This is a genomic window from Actinomadura geliboluensis, assembly GCF_005889745.1.
GTDB lineage: Bacteria > Actinomycetota > Actinomycetes > Streptosporangiales > Streptosporangiaceae > Spirillospora > Spirillospora geliboluensis.
The window spans coordinates 14,084-36,385 of the sequence record NZ_VCKZ01000031.1 but is presented as its reverse complement, the minus strand read 5'-3'; the positions used below and the strand labels follow the sequence as shown (position 1 = coordinate 36,385).

The following is a 22,302-nucleotide window of genomic DNA, read 5'->3' as shown; positions in this document are numbered from 1 at the left end:
AGGAGACACCAGTGGAGCCTTCGTTGCATTCCGGCCGTCCAAAGGGGGTTAGGTGGTGGCTGGAAAGCGCTTTCTGGAAGCGCTTTCTCGAACGTACGACCGCCCCCGCCCGGCGTCAAGAACGAATTTCGGACTTGTCGCATGTCCACATCGGGTCACGCCCTCGCCCGGCGGCGCCACGCGTGGGCGAGCGTCCCGGCCACGGACACGAGCAGGCCGACGGGGGCCGCCGCCGCGTGGCCCGCCACGGTCAACGCCACCGCCACCGCCGCTCCGGGTGCCCAGATCCAGGTGGCCACGGGGCGCGCGGGCCGTCCGCGCCGCCGCCGTGCCGCCTCCGCCGCCATCGGCGGGACGAGCGCCGGCAGCGCCGCCGCCAGCACCGTCAGCCAGTCGAGCAGCATCCGGTCCACGCGAAGCGCGGCGAGCACCGCGCCCGGCACGGCGATCGCCAGGACGGCCACCGTCTGCCGCGAGCGCAGCCGCGCCATGACGTCCGCAGGCCGCCCGGCGTCCGGGCGTTCGGCGGGCAGGAAGCGGCGGACGGCGAGCGCGCCGGAGTGCACGGCGGCCAGCGTCGGGGCGATGACCGACGCGGCGACGAACAGGTTCGCGGCCGGCAGCCCGTCCGGCCCGGCGAGGACGGCGACGACGTCGGTGGAGCCGCTCGCCGCCGCCACCCCGGCGCCCACGACGGAGGCCGCGAGCGCCGGGACGACGAGCAGCGCGACGCAGGCCGCGAGGTCGCCGCGCCCGCGCAGGCCGACCGTGAAGTCCGGGGCCCGGACGGCGAACACCGACACGTAGCCGATGTATCCGGCGAGGTCGGCGGCGAGGACGCCCGGCGGCCCGTCCCGCGCGAGCGACACCGGGGACGCGGGCGGCGTGAGCTTCACCGCGACGATGCCGATCAGCGCGATCGCGGTGAGCGTGGTGACGACCGCGATCGCGTTCCACCGCCCGCCGCCCGCGATCAGCACCGCGACCAGCGGGACGGCCAGCGCCGTGACGCCGACCGCGTCAGGGACGCCGCCGAGCGCCGCGGCCGCCGCGCCGCCGAGGCCGAGGTTGAACCCGAACCAGCCCACCATCGCGACCGCGAGCAGCGCGGTGAACGCGCGCTCGGCGACCGGCGGGAGGTAGCGCGGCGCCAGCTCGGCCATGCCCGCGTCCTCCCCGGCGGGCGCGCGCAGGCCGAGCCGTCCCTGCGCGAGCAGCAGCACCGTCATGACGGCGCCGCCGATCAGCAGGACCAGCAGCGGCAGCGCGCCGCCGTGCCGCCCGCCGACCTGCGCGCCGAGGACGAGCGCGCCCGGCGCCGTGCCGATCCCGAGCCACGCGCCGGACGCCGCCCGCCACGTCCGTCCCCCGTCCCCGGACGCGCGCGGACGGGCCGGCGCGGACGTCACGCGACGTGTTCCGCGAAGCGCGCCAGCGTGAGGGCGAGTGCCTCCGCGCCGGGCATGGCCCACAGCGCGTCGTTGAAGATCTCGACCTCGATCGGGCCGGTGTAGCCGGTCGCGTCCACGGCCTCGCGGAAGCGGCGCAGCTCCACGCACCCGTCGCCGAGCATGCCGCGCCCGGTGAGGACGCCCTCGGGCAGCGGCGTCACCCAGTCCGCGACCTGGAACAGCGAGATCCGGCCCTCGGCGCCCGCGCGGGCGATGCCCGCCCAGGCGTCCGGGTCCCACCACAGGTGGTAGGTGTCGATCATGACGCCGACCTGCGCGGCCGGGAAGGGCGCCGCCAGGTCGAGCGCCTGCGCGAGGGTGGAGACCACGCAGCGGTCGGAGCAGTACATCGGGTGCAGCGGCTCGATCGCGAGCTGCACGCCGTGCTCGCCCGCGTAGGGCGCCAGTTCTGCGAGGAGGTCGGCGACGCGTGCGCGCGCGCCGTCCAGGTCACGGGAACCGTCCGGCAGACCGCCGCTCACCAGGCACAGGGAGGGCGCGCCCAGTTCGGCGGCCTCCTCGATGGCGCGCCGGTTGTTCTCCAGCGCGTCCGGTTCCTGGAAGAAGCCGCCCCGGCACAGGGACGTGACCGCGAGCCCGTGGTCGCGCATGAGCTTGCCGGTGCGGGCCAGGCCGTACTCGGCGACGGGCTCCCGCCACAGGCCGACGCCCGTCACACCGGCCGCGGCGCAGCCTTCGGCCAGGTCGGGCAGGGGCCAGTGCCGGGTCGTCCACTGGTTGAGACTGAACCTCGTCATGCGGCTCCTTGGACGGTCAGCCAGGCGCGCATCCGGTGCGCAGCCAGCCCGGGGTCGGGGAAGAGGCCGGCGGCGTCGGCGAGCTGGAACAGGCGCACCATGTGCGGCACGGAACGCGCGGTCTCCAGCCCGCCGACCATGCGGAAGTGCGGCTGGTGGCCGGTCAGCCAGGCCAGGAACACCACACCCGTCTTGTAGTAGTAGGTGGGCGCCTCGAACAGGTGGCGCGACAGCGGCACGGTCGGAGCGAAGATCTCCTCGTACGAGGCGAGGTCGCCGCCGTCCAGGGCGCGCAGGGCCGCCGCGGCGGCGGGCGCGATCGGGTCGAAGATGCCGAGCAGCGCGTGACTGTACCCCTCGGCGTCGCCCTTGATCAGCTCCGGGTAGTTGAAGTCGTCGCCGGTGTAGAGGCGCACGCCTTCCGGCAGCCGCCGCCGGAACGCGATCTCCCGGTCGGCGTCCAGCAGGGAGATCTTCACCCCGTCGATCCGGGACGCGTGGTCCTCGATGAGGGCCAGCAGCGCGCCGGTCGCCACGTCGAGGTCGGGGGAGCCCCAGTAGCCGTCCAGCGCCGGATCGAACATCGGCCCGAGCCAGTGCAGGACGGCCGGCCGCTCGACCTGCGCGAGCAGCCGCCCGTAGACGTCGGCGTAGTCCTCCGGGCCGCGCGCCGCGGCGGCCAGGTGGCGGCTCGCCATCAGCACGGGGACGGCGCCGGCCGACTCGATCACCGCGAGCTGCTCGGTGTAGGCCGCGACGATCTCCTCCAGCGTCGCGGGGCCGGGCGGGAGCTGGTCGGTGCCCGCGCCGCAGACGATCCGGCCGCCGACTGAAAGCGCTTCCCGACCGCTCCGCAGAATGAGCTCGCGGGTCGCCGCCCAGTCCAGGCCCATGCCGCGCTGCGCGGTGTCCATCGCCTCCGCGACGCCGAGCCCGTACGACCACAGGTGCCGCCGGAACGCCAGCGTCGTGTCCCAGTCGAGCGAGTCGCCGGACAGCTCGGGCACCACGTGCGCGGCCGCGTACGCGACCCGCGCCGTGCTCGGCCCCGGAGGCGGCTCGTAGGTGCGCGGTTCGCCCATCGTGTAGGGCGCGAGCGAACCCGGCAGATCGATCTTCACAGGTCCGGAACCTCCAGCCGGCGGCCCTCCCGCCAGGACCGCAGCCCCAGCTCGGCGAGCTGCACGCCGCGCGCACCCGCGTAGAAGTCCCAGGGGAACGGGCCGTCGTCGGCGACGTGCCGCAGGAACATCTCCCACTGCGCCTTGAACCCGTTGTCGAACTCGACGTTGTCGGGGATCTCCTGCCACTGCGAGCGGAAGTCCTCGGTGGCGGGCAGGTCGGGGTTCCACACCGGCTTCGGCGTCATCGACCGGTGCTGGACGCGGCAGCGCCGCAGCCCCGCGACCGCCGAGCCCTCCGTCCCGTCCACCTGGAACTCCACCAGCTCGTCGCGGAACACGCGGGTCGTCCAGGACGAGTTGACCTGCGCGACGATCCCGCCGTCCAGCTCGAAGATGCCGTAGGCGGCGTCGTCGGCGGTCGCCTCGTAGGGCTTGCCGTCCTCGTCCACCCGCTCGGGGATGTGCGTCGCCCCGAGCGCCTGCACGGACCGGACGGGCGCGACCACCCCGTCCAGCACGTACCGCCAGTGGCAGAACATGTCGAGGATGATCCCGCCGCCGTCCTCGGCCCGGTAGTTCCAGCTCGGCCGCTGCGCGTCCTGCCAGTCGCCCTCGAACACCCAGTAGCCGAACTCGCCGCGCACCGACAGGATGCGGCCGAAGAAGCCGCCGTCCACCAGCCGCTTCAGCTTGAGCAGGCCCGGCAGGAACAGCTTGTCCTGGACGACGCCGTGCTTGATGCCCGCCTCGTCGGCGAGCCGGGCCAGCGCGAGCGCCTCGTCCAGGTCCTCGGCGAGCGGCTTCTCGGTGTAGACGTGCTTGCCCGCCGCGACGGCCGCCCGGATCGCGTCCACCCGCGCGCCGGTGACCTGCGCGTCGAAGTAGACGTCGATGCCCGGACGCGCCAGCGCCTCGGCCAGGTCCGTCGTCCACGCGGTCAGCCCGTGCCGCTCCGCGAGGTCGCGCAGCTTGGCCTCGCTGCGCCCGACGAGCACCGGCTCCGGCCACAGCACGGTGCCGTCGCCCGTGCGCACCCCGCCCTGCTCGCGGATCGCGAGGATCGAGCGGAGGAGGTGCTGGCGGTACCCCATCCGGCCGGTGACGCCGTTCATGACGATCCCGATGGACCTGCGTTCCATCCCGTTCCTTCCCAACCTGTGGTGTACGTGTCAATCGGCCGCGGCACCGGCGCCGAGCAGACCTCGGACGCGGTTGGTGACGCGGGCGAACTCGGGGCGGGCCATGGTGGCCGCGTAGTCGCGCTCCGGCGGCAGGCCGACGTCGATGACCTCCTCGATCGTGCCGGGCCGGTCGCTCATCACCACGACCCGGTCGGCCAGGTACGCGGCCTCCGCGATCGAGTGCGTGACGAGCAGGATCGTCGTGCCCGTCTCCCGCCAGATCCGGTTCATCTCGACGTTGAGCTGCTCGCGGGTGAGCGCGTCGAGGGCGCCGAACGGCTCGTCCATCAGCAGGACGGGCGGTTCGTGCAGCAGCGCGCGGCACAGCGCGACCCGCTGCTGCATGCCGCCGGACAGCTCGTGCGGCAGCGCGTCCTCGAACCCGGTCAGGCCGGTCATCTCGATCAGCTCGGCGGTGCGCCGGCGGGCCTGCTCGGCCGGCATCTTGCGCATCTCCGCCTGGAGCAGGATGTTCTTGCGGGCGCTGCGCCACTCCAGCAGCGCGGCGCGCTGGAACACGTAGCCGATGTCGTGGCGCGGTCCGGTGACCTTGTCGCCGCGCAGGAGAACGTTCCCGGTCGAGGGCTTCAGCAGGCCCGCGACCAGCTTCAGCATCGTGGACTTGCCGCAGCCGGACGGCCCGACGATGGCGACGAACTCGCCCATCGCGACGTCCAGCGACACCTCGCGCAGGGCGGTGACGTCGCGCTTGCGGCTGCGGAACTTGACCGCGACCCCGTCGAGGCTGACGGCGGTCTCCCGCCCGGTCTCCGGTTCGGCTGCCGATTTGCTCATGGTCTTCATCGCTCGTCCCGTCATGACTGCGGAGCGGCCGACGCCTGCCAGTACTCCGACGGCGGCTGCGCCTTCTCGATGACTCCGGCCTGCTGGAAGGTGGTGATGGTGGTCTTCCAGTCGTCCTCGGCGTTCACGCCGGGGGCCTTGCCCTGCGTCGCGGGGGTGTGCAGCAGGGTCAGCGTGGTCTTGAACTGCTCGGTGATGACCTTCTCCGGCGGGAGCTGCTCGGACGCGCCGGCCATGCTCGCGACGGCGCCCGCCTGGTCGCCCTCCGCCGCCGTCCACGACTCGCTCGTGGCGGCGACCATCTTCTTGACGAGGTCGGCGTCGCTCTTCAGCTTCCGCTCGCCGACGATCAGGCCGTTGGAGAAGAAGTTCAGCCCGAAGTCGGCGTACCGCAGGTACGAGACGGGCTTGCCGGACTTGTCGGCCATCGTCGGGCCCTGGTCGTTGGCGAAGCCCATCAGCCCGGCCGTCTTGCCGGACAGCACCGCGGCCATCTTCCCGGCCGGGTCGGTGTTCTGGACGGGCACCTCGCTCGGGTCGATCCCGTTCTTCTGCAGGAACACCGGGAAGGTGCGGGCCAGCGCGTCCCCGGCCGTCCCGGCGATCTTCTTGCCCTTCAGGTCGGCGGGCTTCTTGATCCCGGACGAGGTGAACGACTGCACCGACGCGGGCGTGGTCTGCAGGAAGACGCCGACGCTCTTGACCGGCATGCCCTTGTCGACGGCGGCCAGCAGCGCGGGCGTGTCGGCCCAGCCGAAGTCGGTCTGCCCGGCGGCGGCGGCCTGGACGGTCTTCTGCGACCCCTGCCCGGCCTTGATCTCCAGGTCGATGCCGTGCTTCTCGTAGATGCCCTTCTTCTTGCCGTAGTAGAACGGCGCGTGCTCGCCGTACGGGTACCAGTTCAGGGTCAGCGTGACCTTGGTCAGCTTCTTGCCCGAGGCGCTCGTGGTCTCGTCGGAGTCCCCGCCGCAGGCGGTCCCGGCGAACGCCACGACCGGTGCGAGGACGGCGATGGCGAAGGTGCGGAGTTTCATATCGGACGGCCCTCCGTATGGGGTGGGGTTGCGGCGGGGGGTCAGTAGGTGGTGGTGACGGCTTCGCCGCGGTTGCTCGCGTGCCAGGGCAGCAGCAGCTTCTCCGCGACCTCGACGACGACGAACATCACGACGCCGATGGCCGACATGACCAGCAGCCCGGCGAACAGCATCGGGGTGTCGAGGTTTCCGTTGGCCTGCAGGATCACGTAGCCGAGCCCCTCGTTCGCGCCGACGAACTCGCCGACGACGGCGCCGGTGACGGCGAGGGTGACCGCGACCTTCAGGCCGGAGAACAGGTGCGGGAGCGAGGCGGGCAGCCGGATCTTGGCGAACGTGGCCAGCGGGCTCGCGCCCATCGTGGCCGACAGCTGCAGCATCTCCGGGTCCACCGCCTTCAGCCCGGCGACCATCGAGATCACCACCGGGAAGAACGCGATCAGGACCGCGACGACGATCTTGGGGCCGATCCCGAAGCCGAGCCACACCACGAACAGCGGGGCGATCGCGATCTTCGGGATGACCTGCGCGAACAGCAGGATCGGGTAGAGGGTGCGCTCGACCGTGGACGAGTACACCATGATCACCGCGGCCGCGACCCCGATGAGCACCGCGAGCGCGAAGCCGATCAGGGTCTCGTACGTGGTGACCCACGTGTGGTGCCAGATGTAGCCCCACTTGTCGGCCATCAGCCGCAGCGTCGCGCCGGGCGAGGGGACGAGGTACTCCTCGACCAGCTTGAACGCGCTGACGGCCCACCAGGCCGCGAAGCAGGCCAGCAGCAGCGCGACCGGCCGCCACGACCGCTCCAGGCCGTCGCGTAGCCGCTCGCCCGCGCCGGGCCGGCCGCGTTCGACGACGCCGGGCGCGTCCGCTGGGGACGGCGCGGTCGTCGTGCCCTGACTCACCATGGGGTCCTCCGGGACGGGTGCCTGTGAAAGCGCGTTCAGAAAGCGCTTTCTGATGTACCGTAGGAAGCGACGCGCACCGCGGTCAAGAGGGTCTTCGCCAAGACCCGCCGCGCCGGGCGGCGTCGACCGAGGGGGCGGTGATGACCGAAGCGGCCGAGGAGGAGCGCGCGGAGCGGGCCTACGTGACCCTGCAGGACGTGGCCCGCGACGCCGGCGTCTCCCTCGCCACCGCGTCCCGCGTCCTGAACGGGACCTCGCAGGTCCGCGCCGACCTCCGGGAGCGCGTGCTCGCCTCCGCCGGACGGCTCAGCTACACGCCGAACGCGCACGCCCAGGCGCTGGCCAGCGCGTCCAGCACCTCCGTCGGGGTGATCTGCCACGACGTCAGCGACCCCTACTTCGCCGCCGTCGCCCGCGGCGTGATGCGCACCGCCGCCGACCACGGGATGCTGGTGATGCTCGCCAGCACGTTCCGCGACCCGGCCCGCGAGATCGAGTACGTGGCGATGCTGCGCGCCCAGCGGGCCCGCGCGATCCTGCTCATCGGCTCCGGCTTCGAGGACCGCGACTGGGAGCGCTCGATGGCCGCCGAGCTGGACCCCTACCAGCGCACCGGCGGCCGCGTCGCCGTCCTCAGCCGGCACCGCAGCCTCAAGGTCGACGCCGTGCTGCCGCAGAACCGGGAGGGCGCCGCCGCCCTCGCCCGCGCGCTGCTCGACCTCGGCCACCGCGACTTCGGCGTGCTGTCCGGCCCGCGCGCCCTGACCACCGTGTCCGACCGGCTCGGCGGCTTCGCCGACGCGCTCGCCGACGCGGGCGTGCGGATCCCCCCGGAGCACATCGTCGAGGCCGCCTTCACCCGCGACGGCGGCTACGCGGCGGCGACCGAGCTGCTGCGCCGCGACACCCCGCCCACCTGCGTGTTCGCCGTCACCGACGTGATGGCGATCGGCGCCCTCGCCGCCTTCCGCGACAGCGGCCTGTCAGTGCCCGGCGACATCTCCCTCGCGGGCTTCGACGACATCCCGATCGTCCGCGACCTGACCCCGCCGCTGACCACCGTCGCGCTGCCGCTCGACGCGATGGGGGAGCGCGTCATGGGCCTCGCCCTGCGCGAGCCCTCCGCCCGCCGCAGCCGCATCGAGCGCGTCGCCGGCGAGGTCGTGCTGCGCGCCAGCACCGCCGCACCCCGCTGAGACGCGAAGAGCCGAGACGCGAAGAACCCGCCCGGATCGACCGGACGGGTCCTGATCTATGCGCAGATCAGCGCGCCGCGAGATCCTCGCCGGCCTCGGCCTCCGCGGGACGCTCCGCGTCCGCGTCCATCGGCCGCCGCTCCGGCCACGAGTCGATCTTCGTGCGACGAGGGTTCGCCAGGGCATTCTCCATTGGTACCGCAGTCCTCCCAGTTCGAGCCGGGGTCTGATCAGCAAATGTTCCCGGCCACCGGCCCGCTTTCGCAAAATGGTCTAGACCGCGTCCCTCCCCCGAGCAGGGACGCGGCAGGACCCCTAACGCCGGGAATTGATCATCCATTCCCGACCGGAAAACCCGATGGCCGCCGCGCCCGCGCCCTGGCACCCTTCTCCCATGGACGCAGCCGAACTGGCCCGCCTGCAGAACAAGGGCGCCCGCCTGAAGTTCCTGTTCTTCTGGGGCCATCAGACCCCTGGTCGCGGCTACCTCAGCCAGTGGTGGCCGTCCCCGTTCACCGTGGACGGCGTCACCTATCGGACGGCCGAGCACTACATGATGGCTGGGAAAGCCCGCCTCTTCGGCGACGAGGAAACGGCCGCCGCCGTCATCGCCGCGGCCCATCCCCGCCGCGCGAAAGACCTCGGCCGCCGCGTCCGGAACTTCGACGAGGAAACGTGGCGGAACCATCGTGTGGCGATAGTCACACGGGCCAACGAGGCGAAGTTCGCCCAGCACGAAGAACTGCGCGACTACCTCGCCGGCACCGGCGACCGCGTCCTCGTCGAGGCGAGCCCCCTCGACCGCGTCTGGGGCATCGGCCTCGCCGCCGACGACCCCCGCGCCGAGCAGGTCGCGTCCTGGCGCGGCGAGAACCTCCTCGGCTTCGCCCTCATGGCCGTCCGCGAGTCGCTGTTACCCCCGGGGTAATCGATCCGCGCCGCGGGCTTTGGCAGGGTCGGCGGCATGGAACGCGCACTGGAGATGTTGGCGGGCGGCCGGGTCGCCTGGGGGACGCTGGCGCTCGCGGCGCCCGGCCTCAACCTGAAGCTGGCGGGCATGGGCTCCCGGGACACCCCCGAGCTCCGCTACCTCATCCGCGTCTTCGGCAGCCGCGCCGTCGCGCTCGGCGCCGGCTACCTGATGAGCGACCCGGCGGCGCGGCGCCGGTGGCGGCGGCTCTGCCTGCTGGTGGACGCGTGCGACACCGCCGCGGGCCTGGTCCACCTGGCCCGCGGCGACGTCCCGCGCGGCTCGATGGCCGCCCTGGTCGCGATCACCGGCACCTACGCGGCCCTCGACACCCTCGCCCTCAGCCAGGGCGACTGAGCCGTCAGCCGGTCGGGCCCTGGCCGGGGAGGTCCGGGGCCGGTGCGGGCCGCTCCTTGGGGGTTTCGCCCACGAACAGGAGGACCTGGCCCTTGGCCCAGGGGACCGCGTCGTGGACGTACCACGAGTCCGGGACTTGGCCCGGGTACAGGGCCTTGCTCTCGTTGCCGTCCATGTAGCGGTACTCGGGCACCGAGACGTGGCGCTTCTTCAGAGCGGCGAGGACCTCGCCCACGCGGTGGCCCCGGAACGTCATGCCGTGCATGGCCTCGCCCGGAGCGGTGACCGGGGCGCTGCTGGAGTACTGCTCGCCCGGACGGGCGGCGCGGGCGAACGCGATCTCGGCGCTGCCCTTGTAGTCGGTGCGGACGCGGACGCCGACCGGGCAGATGTCGCCCCCGCCGCCGGTCTCGCACTCGCCCTTCGCGGTGATGGTGGTGACGTCGTCCGGCTTCGTGCCGTCGCTCGTGTCCATCATGACCACGGTGCCGACGATGGACGGCGACCCGGGGACGAAGGACAGCTTGACCTTGAGGCCGTGCTGGGCGAACTCCTCCCGGTACCGCTGCGGGTCGGCGAGCGGGTCGCGGACCTTCACGTCGATGTAGCCGCCCTTGCGCGTGAAGGACAGGGCCGCCACGAGGGAGACGTTCGGGTTCGGCTTCGCGGTGGTGACGGCCGGGGTGCGCTCCGGTCCGCCGTCCGAGGGGAGGACGGCCACCGCGACGGCGGCGGCGCAGGCCACGCCCGCGGTGGCCAGCGGGAGGCCGAAGGTCAGCAGCGGTGAGCGCCGCCTGCGGGGCGCCGCCGGCGCGGGGCCGGGGGCGGCGGCGGTGATGCGGTCGGCCAGGTCGCCGGCGGCGTCGTCCGGCAGCAGCCGCGCGGCCTGGGCGTCGGTGACGGTGGCGAGCCGGGCGATCTGAGAGTCGATGTCACGGTTCATGCGTGTTCTCCGTTCGGGATGCGCGCGGCGGCGGGCAGGGCGGGCGCGTCCGCGCCGTCCAGCGCGCGGGCGAACCGGCGGCGGGCGCGGTGCAGGCGGATCCGCACGGCGTTGCGGGAGCAGCCGAGGACGGTCGCTATCTCGCCGTGGTCCAGCCCCTCCCAGCCGACCAGGGACAGCAGCTCCCGGTCGCGCTCGGGCAGCGTGCGGAACGCGGCGGCGACGTCGGCGAGGCCCGCCGCGTCCGGGGCGGCGGGGGCGGCGGTGCGCAGCCGGGCGCCGAGGTCGGCGGCCAGCGCGGACCGGCGGCGCTCGCCGCGGTGGTGGTTGGCGAGCACCCGGCGCGCCGTCCCGTACAGCCACAGCCGCGCCTGCCCGCCGGGCGGGACGTCGTCGAGCCGCCGCCACGCCGTCAGGAACGTCTCGGCGAGGACGTCGGCCGCGTCCTGCGGGTCGGCGGTGCGGCGCATCGCGTACCCGAGGATCTGCGCCCGGTGGGCCGCGTAGATCTCCTCGAAGCGGCGCCGCCGGTCGTCGGGCGGATCGTCGTAAGGGGATGGCAATCCCGCTCCTCTCGTCGCGCGCGCCGAGGCGCGGCGGATTCGGCTGACACCCCCCACATGTCCGCGCGGCGCCGGGCATTTCGCGGCACCCGGCGGCGAACCGGCCCGGAAGTAGCATGAAGGGTCGGGTGATGATCGAATTCCGGGTCCGGAGGACGGTAAATGGGGCGTCGGCGGGGTCCAGTGTTCCCGGGGTACCTGATGATCCTGCTGGTGGCGCTGCTGGGCCTGGCCTTGCAGGTCTCCCCGCAGACGACCCACGCGGTGCAGGAATGGGCGCTGCCCGTCATCGTCCTGTGCATGCTGCTGATCCCGCTCGTCCTGGCGTGGGAGAAGGCGCAGGAGCGGCGGTCCCTCGCGCGGCCGGTGTGGCAGACCGACCGGTCGCCCTACCCGGGCCTGGACGCCTTCACCGAGGAGGACGACGGCGTCTTCTTCGGCCGCGACGGCGAGGTCCACGAGCTGATCGAGCGGCTGCGGCCGGGCGGCGGCACGCGGTCGATCGCGGTGACCGGGCCGTCCGGGGTCGGGAAGTCGTCGCTGCTGCACGCCGGGGTGCTGCCCCGGCTCCGGCAGCAGCGGGCCTGGATCGTGCTGCCGTCGCTGACCCCGGAGGACGACCCGTTCCGCTGCCTCGGCTACGTCCTCGCGGACGCGGCGGGCGGGACCGGCGACGCCGAGCGCATCGCCGCCGACCTGCGCGACCGCCCCGGCGACCTGCGCCGCCACCTCGACGCGCTGCGGCGCGGCCGGCGGAACCGGTCGCTGCTGCTCGTCGTCGACCAGGCCGAGGAACTGCTGACGCTCACCGACCCGGAGCGCAGCCGCGCCTTCCTCGGGATGCTGCGGGACGGGCTCGACGCCGACCCGAAGCTGTGGGTCGTCCTGGTGTTCCGCGCCGAGTTCCTCACCGCGTTCCTCAGCGGCGAGCACGCCGCCCTGTTCCGGCACCCGTTCACGGTGACCGCGCTCGACCGGGCGGCGCTGCGGACGGTGATCCGCGAGCCGGCGGAGCGGGCCGGCATCGTGTTCGAGCCGCCGGAGCTCGTCGCGCAGATGGCCGACGACACCGGCGACGGGACGGCGCTGCCGCTGCTCGCCTACCTGCTGCATGAGCTGTACCTGCGCGTCGGCCGGGACGGCACCATCACCGCCGAGCACTACCGCCGGACCGGCGGCGTCGACGGCGCGCTCACCCGCCGCGCCGACCGGGTGATGCGCGAGCTGGAGGCCCTCGACCCGGCGCCGCCCGTCCTGGAGACGCTGCTGAAGTTCGTGCGGTTCACCGAGGGGCGGCCGACGCGCCGCCGGGTGCCGGCGAGCGAGCTCGACGCCGCCGGCCGGCTGGTCGTGGACGCGTTCGTCCGGGAGCGGCTGTGCACCAGCGGCGAGGAGGGCGACGAGGCCGTCTTCGACGTCTCGCACGAGGCGCTGTTCTCCGCGTGGGCGCCGCTGCGGCAGACGATCGCGCTGCACGCCGAGGCGCTGCGCCGCCTCGCCGACCTGGCGCAGTGGGCCGCCGAGTGGGACCGCTACGGCCGCCAGGAGGCGTACCTGCTGCGCGGTGAGCGGCTCGCGGCGGCGCGCAGGTGGCTCGCCGAGGCCGACGGGCTCGCCGCCGCCGAGCCGCTGGTCACCGAGTTCGTGGAGATCTCGCACCGGTCCGACGGGGTCGCGATGCGGCGGCTCGCCGACTCGATCGCCCGGCAGGCGCTCACCGGCTTCCGCACCGACCCCGAGCACAGCCTGCTGCTCGCCCTGGCCGCGCACGAGGAGTGCGCGCCGACGCCGCTGGCCCGCCGGGCGCTGTCGGCGGCGCTCGCGGTGTCGCGGGTGCGGGGCGTGCTGCGCGGCCACGACGACCGCGTCTGGGCGGTGGCGTGGTCGCCGGACGGCGCCCTGCTCGCGACGGCGTCCTCGGACCGGACGGTCCGGCTCTGGGACGCCCAGGGCGGCGAGGTCGCGGTGCTGCGCGGGCACGAGGCACCGGTCGTCGGCCTCGCCTGGTCGCCGGACGGGCTGCGGCTGGCGTCCGCGTCCGACGACGGGTCCGTCCGGGTCTGGGACGCCGCCGCCCGCACCCGGACCGCCCTGCTGCGCGGCCACGGCGACATGGTGTGGGGCGTGGCGTGGTCGCCGGACGGCACCCGGCTCGCCTCCGCGTCCCGCGACGGCGACATCCGGATCTGGGACCCGGCGGACGGCACCGCCATGGCGACGCTGAGCGGCCATGACGGCTGGGTCCGCGACGTGGCCTGGTCACCGGACGGGACGCGGCTGGCCAGCGCGTCCGACGACCGCACGGTCCGGATCTGGGACGCCGCGGACGGCCGCGAGACCGCCGTGCTGGCGGGGCACGAGGACACCGTCCGCACGGCCGTCTGGTCGCCCGACGGCACCCGCGTCGCCAGCGGTTCCTACGACCGCACCGCACGCGTGTGGGACGTGGAGACCGGCGCGTCCGGCCCGGTGCTGACCGGGCACGCCGACATCGTCTGGGCCGTCGCGTGGTCGCCGGACGGCGCGCGGCTCGCCACCGCGTCCCATGACCGGACGATCCGGCTGTGGTCGGCCGCTGAGGGCACCGAGCTCGCGGTGTTCCGCGGGCACGCCGAGGCACTGCGCGCGGTGGCGTGGTCGCCGGACGGCGCCCGCCTCGCGACCGGCTCCAACGACCGCACCGTCCGGTTCTGGGACGCCGAGCGCGCCGCCGAGGTCGCGGTGATGCGCGGGCACGAGCGCGCGGTGTCGGCGGTCGGCTGGTCGGCGGGCGGGATCGCCTCCGCCTCGCACGACCGCACCGTCCGCATCTGGGACGATGCCGTCGCGGGAGGCGGCCCGCGCGTGCTGACCGGGCACACCGACGAGGTCTGGGACGTGGCCTGGTCGCCCGACGGCACCCGCCTCGCGACGGCCTCCCGCGACCGCACCGTCCGGGTCTGGTCGGCGGACGGCGCCGAGGAGAGCGTCCTCGCCGAGCACGGTGACTGGGTGCGGGCCGTGGCCTGGTCGCCGGACGGCACCCGGCTGGCCAGCGTCTCCGACGACCGCACCGTGCGGGTGCAGGCGCCCGACGGCTCCGCGCCGCTGGTGCTGGACGGCCACGAGGACACCGTGCGCGCCGTCTCCTGGTCGCCCGACGGCGAGCGGATCGCCACCGGCTCGCAGGACGGCGCGGTCCTGATCTGGGAGGCCCGGACGGGCCTGCGGGTCACCGCGCTGACCGTGCCGCAGGGCGCCGTCCGCGCCGTGGCCTGGTCGCCGGACGGCGCGCACATCGCCGCCCTCTCCGGCGACCGCGCGGTGCGGGTGTGGAACGCCGCGGAGGGCGCGGAGGTGTCGGTGCTGTCCGGGCACGACGGCTGGCTGTGGTCGGTGGCGTGGTCGCCGGACGGCCGGGTGCTGGCGACGGCGTCCGCCGACCGGACCGTCCGGCTGTGGGACGCCCTGGCCGGCCGGGAGCTGTCGGTCGCCGCCGTCCACGACGACGACATCTGGGACGTGGCGTGGTCGCCCGACGGCGCCCGCGTCGCGACCGCCTCCGGCGACCGCACGGTCCGGGTCTGGGAGGTCGTCACCGACGGCGCGGCGCTCGTCGAGCGGGCCCGGACGCGCGTGTTCCGGCGCCTGACGCCCGACGAGCGCCACACCCTCATGATCCCGGCGCCGCGTCCCGCCCCCGAGCCCGCCGACGCCTGATCCGGGCGGCCGCCCCGGTCACCGGGGCACGGGGTTCCCGCGCCCGCCTCGGCTGAACAGGTAGAACGCCGACGTGCCGATGCCCCTCGGCGTGGGCAGGGCCGGCCGGCGCTCGTCGTAGCGGTCGGACTCGCGGTGCCACTTGAGGATGCCGGCCATCCAGTCGCGGAGTTCGCCGACGTAGGCGTCCAGGGACGCGCGGGCGGTGTCGTCCAGGCCGAGCTCGTCGGCGAGCGCCGGGAGCTCGTGGGCGGCCAGGTGCTCGAACTGGCGGCGGCGGGACGTGATGAGGTCGTTGACGATCGGCAGCGCCTCGTCGCGCCCGCAGCCGAAGAAGTTCTCGATGGCGAGGACGCCGTTGTTCAGCTCGCCCTCGTACTCGATCTCCTTCTGGTAGGAGAAGCAGTCGTTCAGCAGGCAGGCGACGTCCATCACCGACACGTCGATCTCGCGGAGCGTGCGCGTCCGGAACACCTCCGGCGGGATCTCGTGGGAGTGGTCGATCCGGCACAGGGCCATCGTCATCTCGGAGCCGAAGGTGTGCCGCCGCATCTCGACGTAGTCGACGGGGTCGGGGATGCGCGACTGGAGGTGGTTGTTCAGCTCCCAGACCCAGCTCTCCACCATGTGCTCGACGGCGGCGCGGAACTCGCGGCGGCCCCGGTCGTCCATGGGCAGGGCGGTGCGCGGCCACAGGTCGGCGAGCGCGGCCTCGAAGGCGTTCTCGGGCGGGGGAGTGGAGCCGCAGTCCAGCGGCATGAAGCCGCCGACGCGGGCGTTGAACAGCTTCGCCCCGGCGATGTCGCGGTCGCGGTTGTAGATGGCGGGGAAGAAGTCGTCGCCGTAGGTGCCGAAGGCCAGCCACTGGGTGGCGAGGTCGAGGCCCTCGGCGCTGGCGTCCGGGTTCAGCGACGCGGCACAGATCTCCAGCGCCATCCCGGTGAGCCGCTCGGCCGACCACACCGACACGGGCAGCCGCGGATGCGGCGAGAACATGCCCATCTCCCGCGCCCACACGACGACGTTGCGGCCGGCGGCCTCGCGGTGCGGGTTGACGCGCGGCGCGTACGGGATGTCGAACTCCGGCAGCGGCGTCGGGCCGACCTTCTGGAACGGGACGTGCGGCAGGCTGATCCGGGCCGATTTCAGCAGCGCCGGGATGCGGGCGGCCGACATCCCGAGCGACTTCTTGTTCATGTAGCGGCTGGAGCGCATGTGCCACTCGTGGCCGCCGGACTGCCAGTCTTGGAGGGCCTTGACGTAGGCGGCCACGCTCGCCTGCTCGGCCGGGTCGAGCGCGTGGTCGGCGATGATGTGCGGCAGTTCGGTGACGGCGGTGTTCTCGAACTGCCGCAGCCGCGACGTCAGCAGGTCGTTCACCGTGTTGGCCGCGGTCTGCGGCGCAACGTCCAGGAACCGCTCCATCACCAGGACGCAGTTGTTGACCTCGCCCTCGGACTCGGTCTCGCGCTGGTAGGAGAAGATGTCGTTGCGCAGGTGGACGCCGTCGGAGAAGGTGTCCTTCAGGACGCGCAGCGGCCGCGTCCCGACGACGCGCTCGGGGATCTCGACCCCGGCGGCGTGCTCGGCGAGGTCCGCCGACCAGGGCGCCCCGCCGACCTTGCGCCGCATCTCGATGTACTCGACCGGGTTCGGGATGCGCCCGGTGCTGATGTTGGACAGCTCCCACAGCGACTCGCGCAGCAGGTTCACGGTGCTCACCGAGAAGCGCTCGCGCCAGGCGTCCGACTTGGCGGGGACGGTCCGCGCCCACAGGTCGGCCAGGCCGCGCTCGACGGCGTTCGTCGCCTCGGGCGGTTCGAGCGACATGAACAGCGGCAGCCGGTCGAGATAGGTGCGGGCGCCCTCCTGGTCCTGGGTCTTCTTGAACACCTCCAGGAAGTGGTCGTCGAAGTAGAACACCCAGACGTACCAGTCGGTGATGAGGTCGAGTTCGGGGCCGTCGCAGTCGGGATGGGTGTAGGCGCACAGGAGCGCGTAGTCCATCGCTTCGAGCGCCGGCTCGTCCCAGATGTCGGGGGTGCCGGGATCCCGGTCGTCGTCCAGCATCTTCATCTCGCGGGCCCACTCCATCGTGTGCTTCCGCGCGCCCTCCAGGTGCGGGTTCAGCCGGGCGGGATACGGGACGTAGAAGTCGGGCAGCTCGAAAGGTTGCATCGACCGGCCTCTCTGTCGGCTCCGGGGCGTGGTCCGGTCGGAAACCTAGCGCAGTCATCAGGTGACCGAGGGTGACACTTTGCTCTCCCGGTTCCTTCGCCCTCCTGCGGGTAAGCCGGAGGTCATGACGGAGTCGAGCGAACCCGCGGAGGTCGGCGGCTCGCTGGAGCAGAACCTGGTGCTCGCCCGGCGGGTGGTCGACGCCGCGCAGCGGGAGATGGCGGAGAAGGCCCGGCAGCGCGTCCCGGCGCTGCGCCTCGGGGCCGTCGCCGGGGCCTTCGGGGTCCTCGCGACCGCCGCGACCTACCGGATGAACGTGCTGCTGCTGGAGAAGAAGCTGCCGCCCGAGCTGGCGTCGTTCGTCGCGGCGGCCGTGTACGGCGGCGGGGCGGGCGCGGCGGCGCTCGCCGCGTCCCGCAAGTGGCGGGGCCTGCCGCCGCCGCTGCCGGCCGACACGGCCCGGCAGGTCGTGGAGATACTCTCCGACACGGACTGATTGACACACGGTAGCGGGCGTCAGCAGACTCGGCGGCGTGCGCATCAGCGAGCTGACCGACGTGCGGGCCGCGCGGCCGGGCGCGATCGCCGAGGCGGCGGCCGCCCGGCGGCGCCGCGACGCCCCGCTCGGGCCGTCCGGCCGGCTGCTGATCGTCGCGGCCGACCATCCGGCCCGCGGCGCGCTCGGCGCCGGCGGCGACCCGGTCGCGATGGCGGACCGCGCCGACCTGCTCGACCGGCTCCGCACCGCGCTGGAGCACCCCGGCGTGGACGGCGTCCTCGGCACCCCCGACGTCCTGGAGGACCTGCTCCTGCTCGGCGTGCTGGACGACCGGCTCGCGATCGGGTCGATGAACCGCGGCGGCCTCGCCGGGACGTCCTTCGAGATCGACGACCGGTTCACCGCCTACGACGCCGACGCGGTCGCGGCGGCGCGGCTGGACGGCGGCAAGATGCTGCTGCGCGTCGACGACGCCGACCCGGCGACCGCCCGCACGCTGGAGGGCTGCGCGCACGCCGTGTCGGGCCTCGCCCGGCACCGGCTGATGGCGATGGTGGAGCCGTTCGTCGCGCACCGGATCGAGGGCCGCGTGCGGAACCTGCTGACGCCGGAGGCGATGATCCGCGCGGTGTCGGTGGCGTCCGGGCTCGGCACCACCTCGGCGTACACGTGGCTGAAGCTGCCGGTCGTCCCGGAGATGGAGCGGGTGATGGCGGCGACGACGCTGCCCGCGCTGCTGCTCGGCGGCGAGGTCGCGGGCGAGCTCGGCCCGGTGCTGGACGGGTGGCGCCGCGCGCTGCGCATCCCCGGCGTGAAGGGCCTGGTCGCGGGGCGGTCCCTGCTGTACCCGCCGGACGGCGACGTCGGCGCCGCCGTGGACGCCGCCGTGGAACTCCTCTAGCCGGACTCACCCCGGCGGTTCCGGGTAGGGGCGCAGCATGGACACGCCTATGCACGCCGACATCACCCTGGTCGTGAACGGCACCGAGCACCGGCTCAGCGTCGACACCCGCGCGTCCCTGCTGGACGTCCTGCGGGAGGACCTCGGGTTGACGGGTTCGAAGAAGGGCTGCGACCACGGCCAGTGCGGCGCCTGCACCGTCCTGCTGGACGGGCGCCGGGCGAACGGCTGCCTGGCGCTGGCCGTCGCCCACGACGGGGCCGACATCGTCACGGTCGAGGGGCTCGAAGAGGACGGGCGGCTCAGCCCCGTCCAGGAGGCCTTCATCGAGCAGGACGCCTTCCAGTGCGGGTACTGCACACCGGGGCAGCTCTGCTCCGCCACGGCCGTCCTCGCGGAGGCCGAACGCGGCTGGCCCAGCGCCGTGACCGAGGACCTGGGGTCCGATCCGGTGCTGGACGACGACGAGATACGCGAGCGCATGAGCGGCAACCTGTGCAGGTGCGGCGCCTACGCGGGCATCGTCGCGGCGGTGCGGCAGGCCGCCGCCGCTCGGGCGAGGGAGGCGGCGCAGGCATGAGGCCCTTCGCGTACGAGCGCGCCACCAGCGCCGAGGACGCCCTCGAACGGCACAACGGCGGCGCCGTCTACCTGGGCGGCGGGACCAACCTCGTCGACCTGATGCGGCTCGGCGTCGAGGAGCCGGGCAGGCTCGTGGACGTCGCGCACCTCCCCTACGGCGAGATCGAGCTGCGCCCGGACGGGAGCCTCGTCATCGGCGCGGCCGTGAGCAACAGCGACCTCGCCGCCGACCCGACCGTCCGGGAAGGCCACCAGATGCTGGCGCAGGCCGTCCTCATGGGGGCGTCCGGGCAGATCCGGAATGTGGCCACGGTGGGCGGCAACCTCCTCCAGCGCACGCGATGCTCGTATTTCCAGGACACGGCCAAGCCGTGCAACAAGCGGAACCCCGGAAGCGGATGCCCGGCCAGGGAGGGCGAGCACCACAACCTGGCGATCCTGGGGCATTCTCAGGCATGCGTGGCGACGCACCCGTCCGACATGGCGGTGGCACTGGCGGCCCTGGGCGCGTCCGTACGCGTCATGGGGCGCGCGGGGGAGCGGACCATCCCCATCGAAGACCTGCACCGGCTGCCCGGTGACGAGCCTCAGCGCGACACCACGCTTGAGGACGGCGACCTCATCACGGCCGTGGAGGTGCCCGCGCTGGGCATGACGTCGCGGTACCGCAAGGTGCGGGAGCGCGCGTCGTTCGCGTTCGCGCTCGTCTCCATAGCGGCGGCCCTGGACGTGCAGGACGGCCTCGTGCACGACGTCCGGCTGGCCCTGGGCGGCGTGGCCCACAAACCGTGGCGGGCCTGGCGCGCCGAAGAGGCGCTGCGCGGCGCCGAGGCGACCGAGGAGGCGTTCCAGCGCGCCGCCGAGGCCGAACTGGAGGCCGCCGAGCCGCTGCGCGACAACGGCTACAAGGTGCCGCTCGCGCGCAACCTCATCGTCCGGACGCTGTCGGAACTCGCGGGAACGGGGGCATCATGATCGAGCGCTTGGAGAGCCGCGAGAAGGTCACCGGGCGGGCGCGGTACGCGTTCGAGTACCAGGTCGAGAACGTCGCCTACGCCTCGGCCGTCCAGGCGAGCGTGGGCAAGGGCGAGGTCAGGTCGGTCGACACCGAGGCCGCGCTGCGGATGCCCGGTGTCATCGCCGTCCTGTCCTGCGAGAACGCCCCGGCGCTCAGCGACACCTCCGACGGCGAGCTGGCCCTGTTCCAGTCGCGGACGGTCTCCTACCGGGGCCAGTTCATCGCCGCCGTGGTCGGCGAGACGCTCGAAACCGCGCGGGAAGCGGCCCGCCTCGTCAAGGTCGAGTACGCGGAGGAGCGGCCCGACGTCACGCTCCGCACCGACCACCCCGGCTTCTACAAGCCGGACAAGGTGAACCCCGTCTTCCCCACCGATACCGAGCAGGGCGACCCGGAGGACGCGTTCAGCAAGTCGGCCGTCTGCGTGGACGTCACCTACACGACCCCGGCCGAGCACAACAACCCGATGGAGCCGCACACCACGCTCGCCCAGTGGAACGGCGACGGCTCCCTCACCCTCTACGACTCCACGCAGGGCGCGTCGCCCGTGCAGGCCACGCTCGCCAAGGTCTTCGGCCTGGACCCGTCGCAGGTGCGCGTGGTGGCCCCCCATGTCGGCGGTGGGTTCGGCTCCAAAGGGACGCCCAGGCCGAGCGTCGTGCTGGCGGCGATGTGCGCGCGCGCCGCAGGACGTCCGGTCAAGTTCGCCGTCCCCAGGCAGCAGATGTTCGCCACGACCGGCTACCGCACGCCGACCATCCAGCGCATGCGGCTCGGCTCCGACGAGAACGGCCGGCTGAACGCCGTCTTGCACGAGGTGTTCGAGCAGTCCTCCACCGTCAAGGAGTTCGCCGAGCAGACCGCGACGCCCACCCGCGTCATGTACCAGGCGCCTCATCGCCGCACGTCCCACCGCCTGGTGCGCCTGGACGTGCCCACACCGTCCTGGATGCGCGCCCCCGGCGAGACGCCCGGCATGTACGCGCTCGAATCGGCGATGGACGAGCTGGCCGGCGCCGCCGGCATCGACCCCGTCGAGCTGCGCGTCCGCAACGACACCGACCGCGAGCCGGGCAGCGGGCTGCCGTTCAGCTCCCGCAACCTGGTCGCGTGCCTGCGGGAGGGCGCCGACCGGTTCGGCTGGGACCACCGCGACCCCGCCCCCGGCTCCCGCCGGGAGGGCCGCAAGCTGGTCGGGATGGGCGTCGCCGCGTCCACCTACCCCGCCTACCTGCAGCCCAACCGGGCGATGGCGCGCGCCGAGCCCGACGGGACGTTCACCGTCCGGATCGCCGCCGCCGACATCGGCACCGGCGCCCGCACCGCCCTCACCCTGATCGCCGCCGAGACGCTCAAGTCCGACCTCGACCACGTCCGGGTCGAGATCGGCGACAGCTCGTTCCCGCGGGCGTCCGTCGCGGGCGGCTCGTCCGGGACGGCGAGCTGGGGCATGGCCGTCGTCCGCGCCTGCGAGGCGTTGAAGGGGAAGTTGAACGGCGCGGTGCCGCCCGAGGGACTGGAGGCGTCCGCGGACACCACCGAGGAGGTCGGCGGGCGGGACGAGTACGCGCGGCACGCGTTCGGCGCGCAGTTCGCCGAGGTCGAGGTGGACGCCGACACCGGCGAGACCCGCGTCCGCCGGATGCTCGGCGTCTTCGCCGCCGGCCGGATCATCAACCCGACGACCGCCCGCTCCCAGTTCATCGGCGGCATGACGATGGGCATCGGCATGGCGCTGATGGAGGAGAGCGTCATGGACCGGGAGTTCGGCGACTTCCTCAACCGCGACCTCGCGCAGTACCACGTCCCGGCCTGCGCGGACGTCCGCGACATCGAGGCGGCGTGGCTGGAGGAGTCCGACCCGCACCTGAACCCGATGGGCTCGAAGGGCATCGGCGAGATCGGCATCGTGGGCGCGGCGGCGGCCGTCGGCAACGCCGTCCACCACGCGACCGGGATCCGCGTCCGCGACCTGCCCATCACCCCGGCGAAGCTGCTCCCCCACCTCTGAGCCGCGCCGGCCCTGACCGGGGACGGAGGTCCTGACCGGGCTTGACTGATTGAAAAGTTCACTATCAAGGTGATCTGCGTCACGCGGGTGGGTATCGATCACGTGCTCGGGGGCGCTCCCTA

Annotated in this window: 20 protein-coding genes; 9 read left to right on the top strand and 11 right to left on the bottom strand. The window is 73.6% G+C overall.

Translation table 11 applies throughout. The features are described from left to right. Positions 1-155: 155 nt before the first annotated feature. The 7 genes from ETD96_RS07305 to ETD96_RS07275 are packed head-to-tail and all read right to left on the bottom strand — an operon-like array spanning position 156 to position 7,263. Complete coding sequence (locus ETD96_RS07305; protein WP_138635512.1) at positions 156-1,409, bottom strand: purine-cytosine permease family protein; 1,254 nt, start codon at positions 1,407-1,409, stop codon at positions 156-158. Continuing rightward, positions 1,406-2,209, bottom strand: a complete 804-nt coding sequence (locus ETD96_RS07300) for a sugar phosphate isomerase/epimerase family protein (protein ID WP_138635511.1) — start codon at positions 2,207-2,209, stop codon at positions 1,406-1,408. The genes ETD96_RS07305 and ETD96_RS07300 overlap by 4 nt, the downstream gene beginning before the upstream one ends. Then, positions 2,206-3,330, bottom strand: a complete 1,125-nt coding sequence (locus ETD96_RS07295; protein WP_138635510.1) for a dihydrodipicolinate synthase family protein — start codon at positions 3,328-3,330, stop codon at positions 2,206-2,208. Before ETD96_RS07295 ends, ETD96_RS07300 begins: the two co-directional genes overlap by 4 nt. After that, complete coding sequence (locus ETD96_RS07290) at positions 3,327-4,472, bottom strand: Gfo/Idh/MocA family protein (protein ID WP_138635509.1); 1,146 nt, start codon at positions 4,470-4,472, stop codon at positions 3,327-3,329. The genes ETD96_RS07295 and ETD96_RS07290 overlap by 4 nt, the downstream gene beginning before the upstream one ends. Positions 4,473-4,502: 30 nt before the next feature. Beyond that, entirely contained in the window at positions 4,503-5,309 is an 807-nt protein-coding gene (locus tag ETD96_RS07285; RefSeq protein ID WP_205719147.1) for an ABC transporter ATP-binding protein, read from the bottom strand. A gap of 20 nt (positions 5,310-5,329) precedes the next feature. Then, positions 5,330-6,352: an ABC transporter substrate-binding protein gene (locus ETD96_RS07280; protein WP_138635507.1), complete on the bottom strand. Its 1,023-nt coding sequence runs from the start codon at positions 6,350-6,352 to the stop codon at positions 5,330-5,332. A gap of 41 nt (positions 6,353-6,393) precedes the next feature. Beyond that, a complete protein-coding gene (locus tag ETD96_RS07275; RefSeq protein ID WP_171068902.1) occupies positions 6,394-7,263 on the bottom strand; it encodes an ABC transporter permease in 870 nt (289 codons plus the stop codon). A gap of 140 nt (positions 7,264-7,403) precedes the next feature. On the opposite strand from ETD96_RS07275, the gene ETD96_RS07270 reads away from it, so the two are divergent. Continuing rightward, positions 7,404-8,459, top strand: coding sequence for a LacI family DNA-binding transcriptional regulator (locus tag ETD96_RS07270; RefSeq protein WP_138635506.1), 1,056 nt, complete (start codon positions 7,404-7,406; stop codon positions 8,457-8,459). 67 nt (positions 8,460-8,526) lie between these two features. On the opposite strand, the gene ETD96_RS47490 is transcribed toward ETD96_RS07270, so the two are convergent. Then, positions 8,527-8,652 carry a hypothetical protein gene (locus tag ETD96_RS47490; RefSeq protein ID WP_274704593.1) on the bottom strand — a complete coding sequence of 42 codons (126 nt, stop codon included), beginning with the start codon at positions 8,650-8,652 and terminating at the stop codon, positions 8,527-8,529. A gap of 201 nt (positions 8,653-8,853) precedes the next feature. Between ETD96_RS47490 and ETD96_RS07265 the strand changes: the two genes are divergently transcribed. Together ETD96_RS07265 and ETD96_RS07260 are read left to right on the top strand one after the other, a co-directional pair. Next, complete coding sequence (locus tag ETD96_RS07265; RefSeq protein WP_205719146.1) at positions 8,854-9,387, top strand: NADAR family protein; 534 nt, start codon at positions 8,854-8,856, stop codon at positions 9,385-9,387. 36 nt (positions 9,388-9,423) lie between these two features. After that, the gene (locus ETD96_RS07260) at positions 9,424-9,786 is read left to right on the top strand and encodes a hypothetical protein (protein ID WP_138635504.1); all 363 of its coding nucleotides are present in this window, start codon (positions 9,424-9,426) and stop codon (positions 9,784-9,786) included. Positions 9,787-9,790: 4 nt separating this feature from the next. On the opposite strand, the gene ETD96_RS07255 is transcribed toward ETD96_RS07260, so the two are convergent. Together ETD96_RS07255 and ETD96_RS07250 are read right to left on the bottom strand one after the other, a co-directional pair. Then, positions 9,791-10,729: a hypothetical protein gene (locus ETD96_RS07255; protein ID WP_138635503.1), complete on the bottom strand. Its 939-nt coding sequence runs from the start codon at positions 10,727-10,729 to the stop codon at positions 9,791-9,793. Beyond that, entirely contained in the window at positions 10,726-11,292 is a 567-nt protein-coding gene (locus ETD96_RS07250) for an RNA polymerase sigma factor (RefSeq protein WP_138635502.1), read from the bottom strand. Before ETD96_RS07250 ends, ETD96_RS07255 begins: the two co-directional genes overlap by 4 nt. 201 nt (positions 11,293-11,493) lie before the next feature. On the opposite strand from ETD96_RS07250, the gene ETD96_RS07245 reads away from it, so the two are divergent. Further along, positions 11,494-14,991 (top strand): WD40 repeat domain-containing protein, encoded by a 3,498-nt coding sequence (locus tag ETD96_RS07245; RefSeq protein WP_171068901.1) that lies wholly within the window; start codon positions 11,494-11,496, stop codon positions 14,989-14,991. An 18-nt stretch (positions 14,992-15,009) separates the two neighbouring features. Here ETD96_RS07245 and ETD96_RS07240 read toward each other — a convergent pair whose 3' ends face one another. Then, on the bottom strand, positions 15,010-17,169 hold the full coding sequence (locus ETD96_RS07240; RefSeq protein WP_138635500.1) for a terpene synthase family protein: 2,160 nt from the start codon (positions 17,167-17,169) through the stop codon (positions 15,010-15,012). A gap of 124 nt (positions 17,170-17,293) precedes the next feature. Between ETD96_RS07240 and ETD96_RS07235 the strand changes: the two genes are divergently transcribed. The 5 genes from ETD96_RS07235 to ETD96_RS07215 are packed head-to-tail and all read left to right on the top strand — an operon-like array spanning position 17,294 to position 22,180. Then, positions 17,294-17,665 (top strand): phage holin family protein, encoded by a 372-nt coding sequence (locus ETD96_RS07235; RefSeq protein WP_138635499.1) that lies wholly within the window; start codon positions 17,294-17,296, stop codon positions 17,663-17,665. 37 nt (positions 17,666-17,702) lie between these two features. Then, the gene (locus ETD96_RS07230) at positions 17,703-18,569 is read left to right on the top strand and encodes a Cgl0159 family (beta/alpha)8-fold protein (RefSeq protein ID WP_138635498.1); all 867 of its coding nucleotides are present in this window, start codon (positions 17,703-17,705) and stop codon (positions 18,567-18,569) included. Positions 18,570-18,618: 49 nt separating this feature from the next. Then, complete coding sequence (locus ETD96_RS07225; protein ID WP_138635515.1) at positions 18,619-19,149, top strand: 2Fe-2S iron-sulfur cluster-binding protein; 531 nt, start codon at positions 18,619-18,621, stop codon at positions 19,147-19,149. Next, the gene (locus ETD96_RS07220; RefSeq protein ID WP_138635497.1) at positions 19,146-20,126 is read left to right on the top strand and encodes an FAD binding domain-containing protein; all 981 of its coding nucleotides are present in this window, start codon (positions 19,146-19,148) and stop codon (positions 20,124-20,126) included. Before ETD96_RS07225 ends, ETD96_RS07220 begins: the two co-directional genes overlap by 4 nt. Further along, on the top strand, positions 20,123-22,180 hold the full coding sequence (locus ETD96_RS07215) for a xanthine dehydrogenase family protein molybdopterin-binding subunit (protein WP_138635496.1): 2,058 nt from the start codon (positions 20,123-20,125) through the stop codon (positions 22,178-22,180). Before ETD96_RS07220 ends, ETD96_RS07215 begins: the two co-directional genes overlap by 4 nt. Positions 22,181-22,302: the final 122 nt, after the last annotated feature.

Coding starts and splice junctions, on each gene's coding strand:
- ETD96_RS07285 (WP_205719147.1), bottom strand. CDS start 5,309: ATGAGCAAATCGGCAGCCGAACCGGAGACCGGGCGGGAGACCGCCGTC.
- ETD96_RS07215 (WP_138635496.1), top strand. CDS start 20,123: ATGATCGAGCGCTTGGAGAGCCGCGAGAAGGTCACCGGGCGGGCGCGG.
- ETD96_RS07260 (WP_138635504.1), top strand. CDS start 9,424: ATGGAACGCGCACTGGAGATGTTGGCGGGCGGCCGGGTCGCCTGGGGG.
- ETD96_RS07255 (WP_138635503.1), bottom strand. CDS start 10,729: ATGAACCGTGACATCGACTCTCAGATCGCCCGGCTCGCCACCGTCACC.
- ETD96_RS07280 (WP_138635507.1), bottom strand. CDS start 6,352: ATGAAACTCCGCACCTTCGCCATCGCCGTCCTCGCACCGGTCGTGGCG.
- ETD96_RS07300 (WP_138635511.1), bottom strand. CDS start 2,209: ATGACGAGGTTCAGTCTCAACCAGTGGACGACCCGGCACTGGCCCCTG.
- ETD96_RS07270 (WP_138635506.1), top strand. CDS start 7,404: ATGACCGAAGCGGCCGAGGAGGAGCGCGCGGAGCGGGCCTACGTGACC.
- ETD96_RS47490 (WP_274704593.1), bottom strand. CDS start 8,652: ATGGAGAATGCCCTGGCGAACCCTCGTCGCACGAAGATCGACTCGTGG.
- ETD96_RS07235 (WP_138635499.1), top strand. CDS start 17,294: ATGACGGAGTCGAGCGAACCCGCGGAGGTCGGCGGCTCGCTGGAGCAG.
- ETD96_RS07290 (WP_138635509.1), bottom strand. CDS start 4,472: ATGGAACGCAGGTCCATCGGGATCGTCATGAACGGCGTCACCGGCCGG.
- ETD96_RS07240 (WP_138635500.1), bottom strand. CDS start 17,169: ATGCAACCTTTCGAGCTGCCCGACTTCTACGTCCCGTATCCCGCCCGG.
- ETD96_RS07265 (WP_205719146.1), top strand. CDS start 8,854: ATGGACGCAGCCGAACTGGCCCGCCTGCAGAACAAGGGCGCCCGCCTG.
- ETD96_RS07275 (WP_171068902.1), bottom strand. CDS start 7,263: ATGGTGAGTCAGGGCACGACGACCGCGCCGTCCCCAGCGGACGCGCCC.
- ETD96_RS07220 (WP_138635497.1), top strand. CDS start 19,146: ATGAGGCCCTTCGCGTACGAGCGCGCCACCAGCGCCGAGGACGCCCTC.
- ETD96_RS07245 (WP_171068901.1), top strand. CDS start 11,494: ATGATCCTGCTGGTGGCGCTGCTGGGCCTGGCCTTGCAGGTCTCCCCG.
- ETD96_RS07225 (WP_138635515.1), top strand. CDS start 18,619: ATGCACGCCGACATCACCCTGGTCGTGAACGGCACCGAGCACCGGCTC.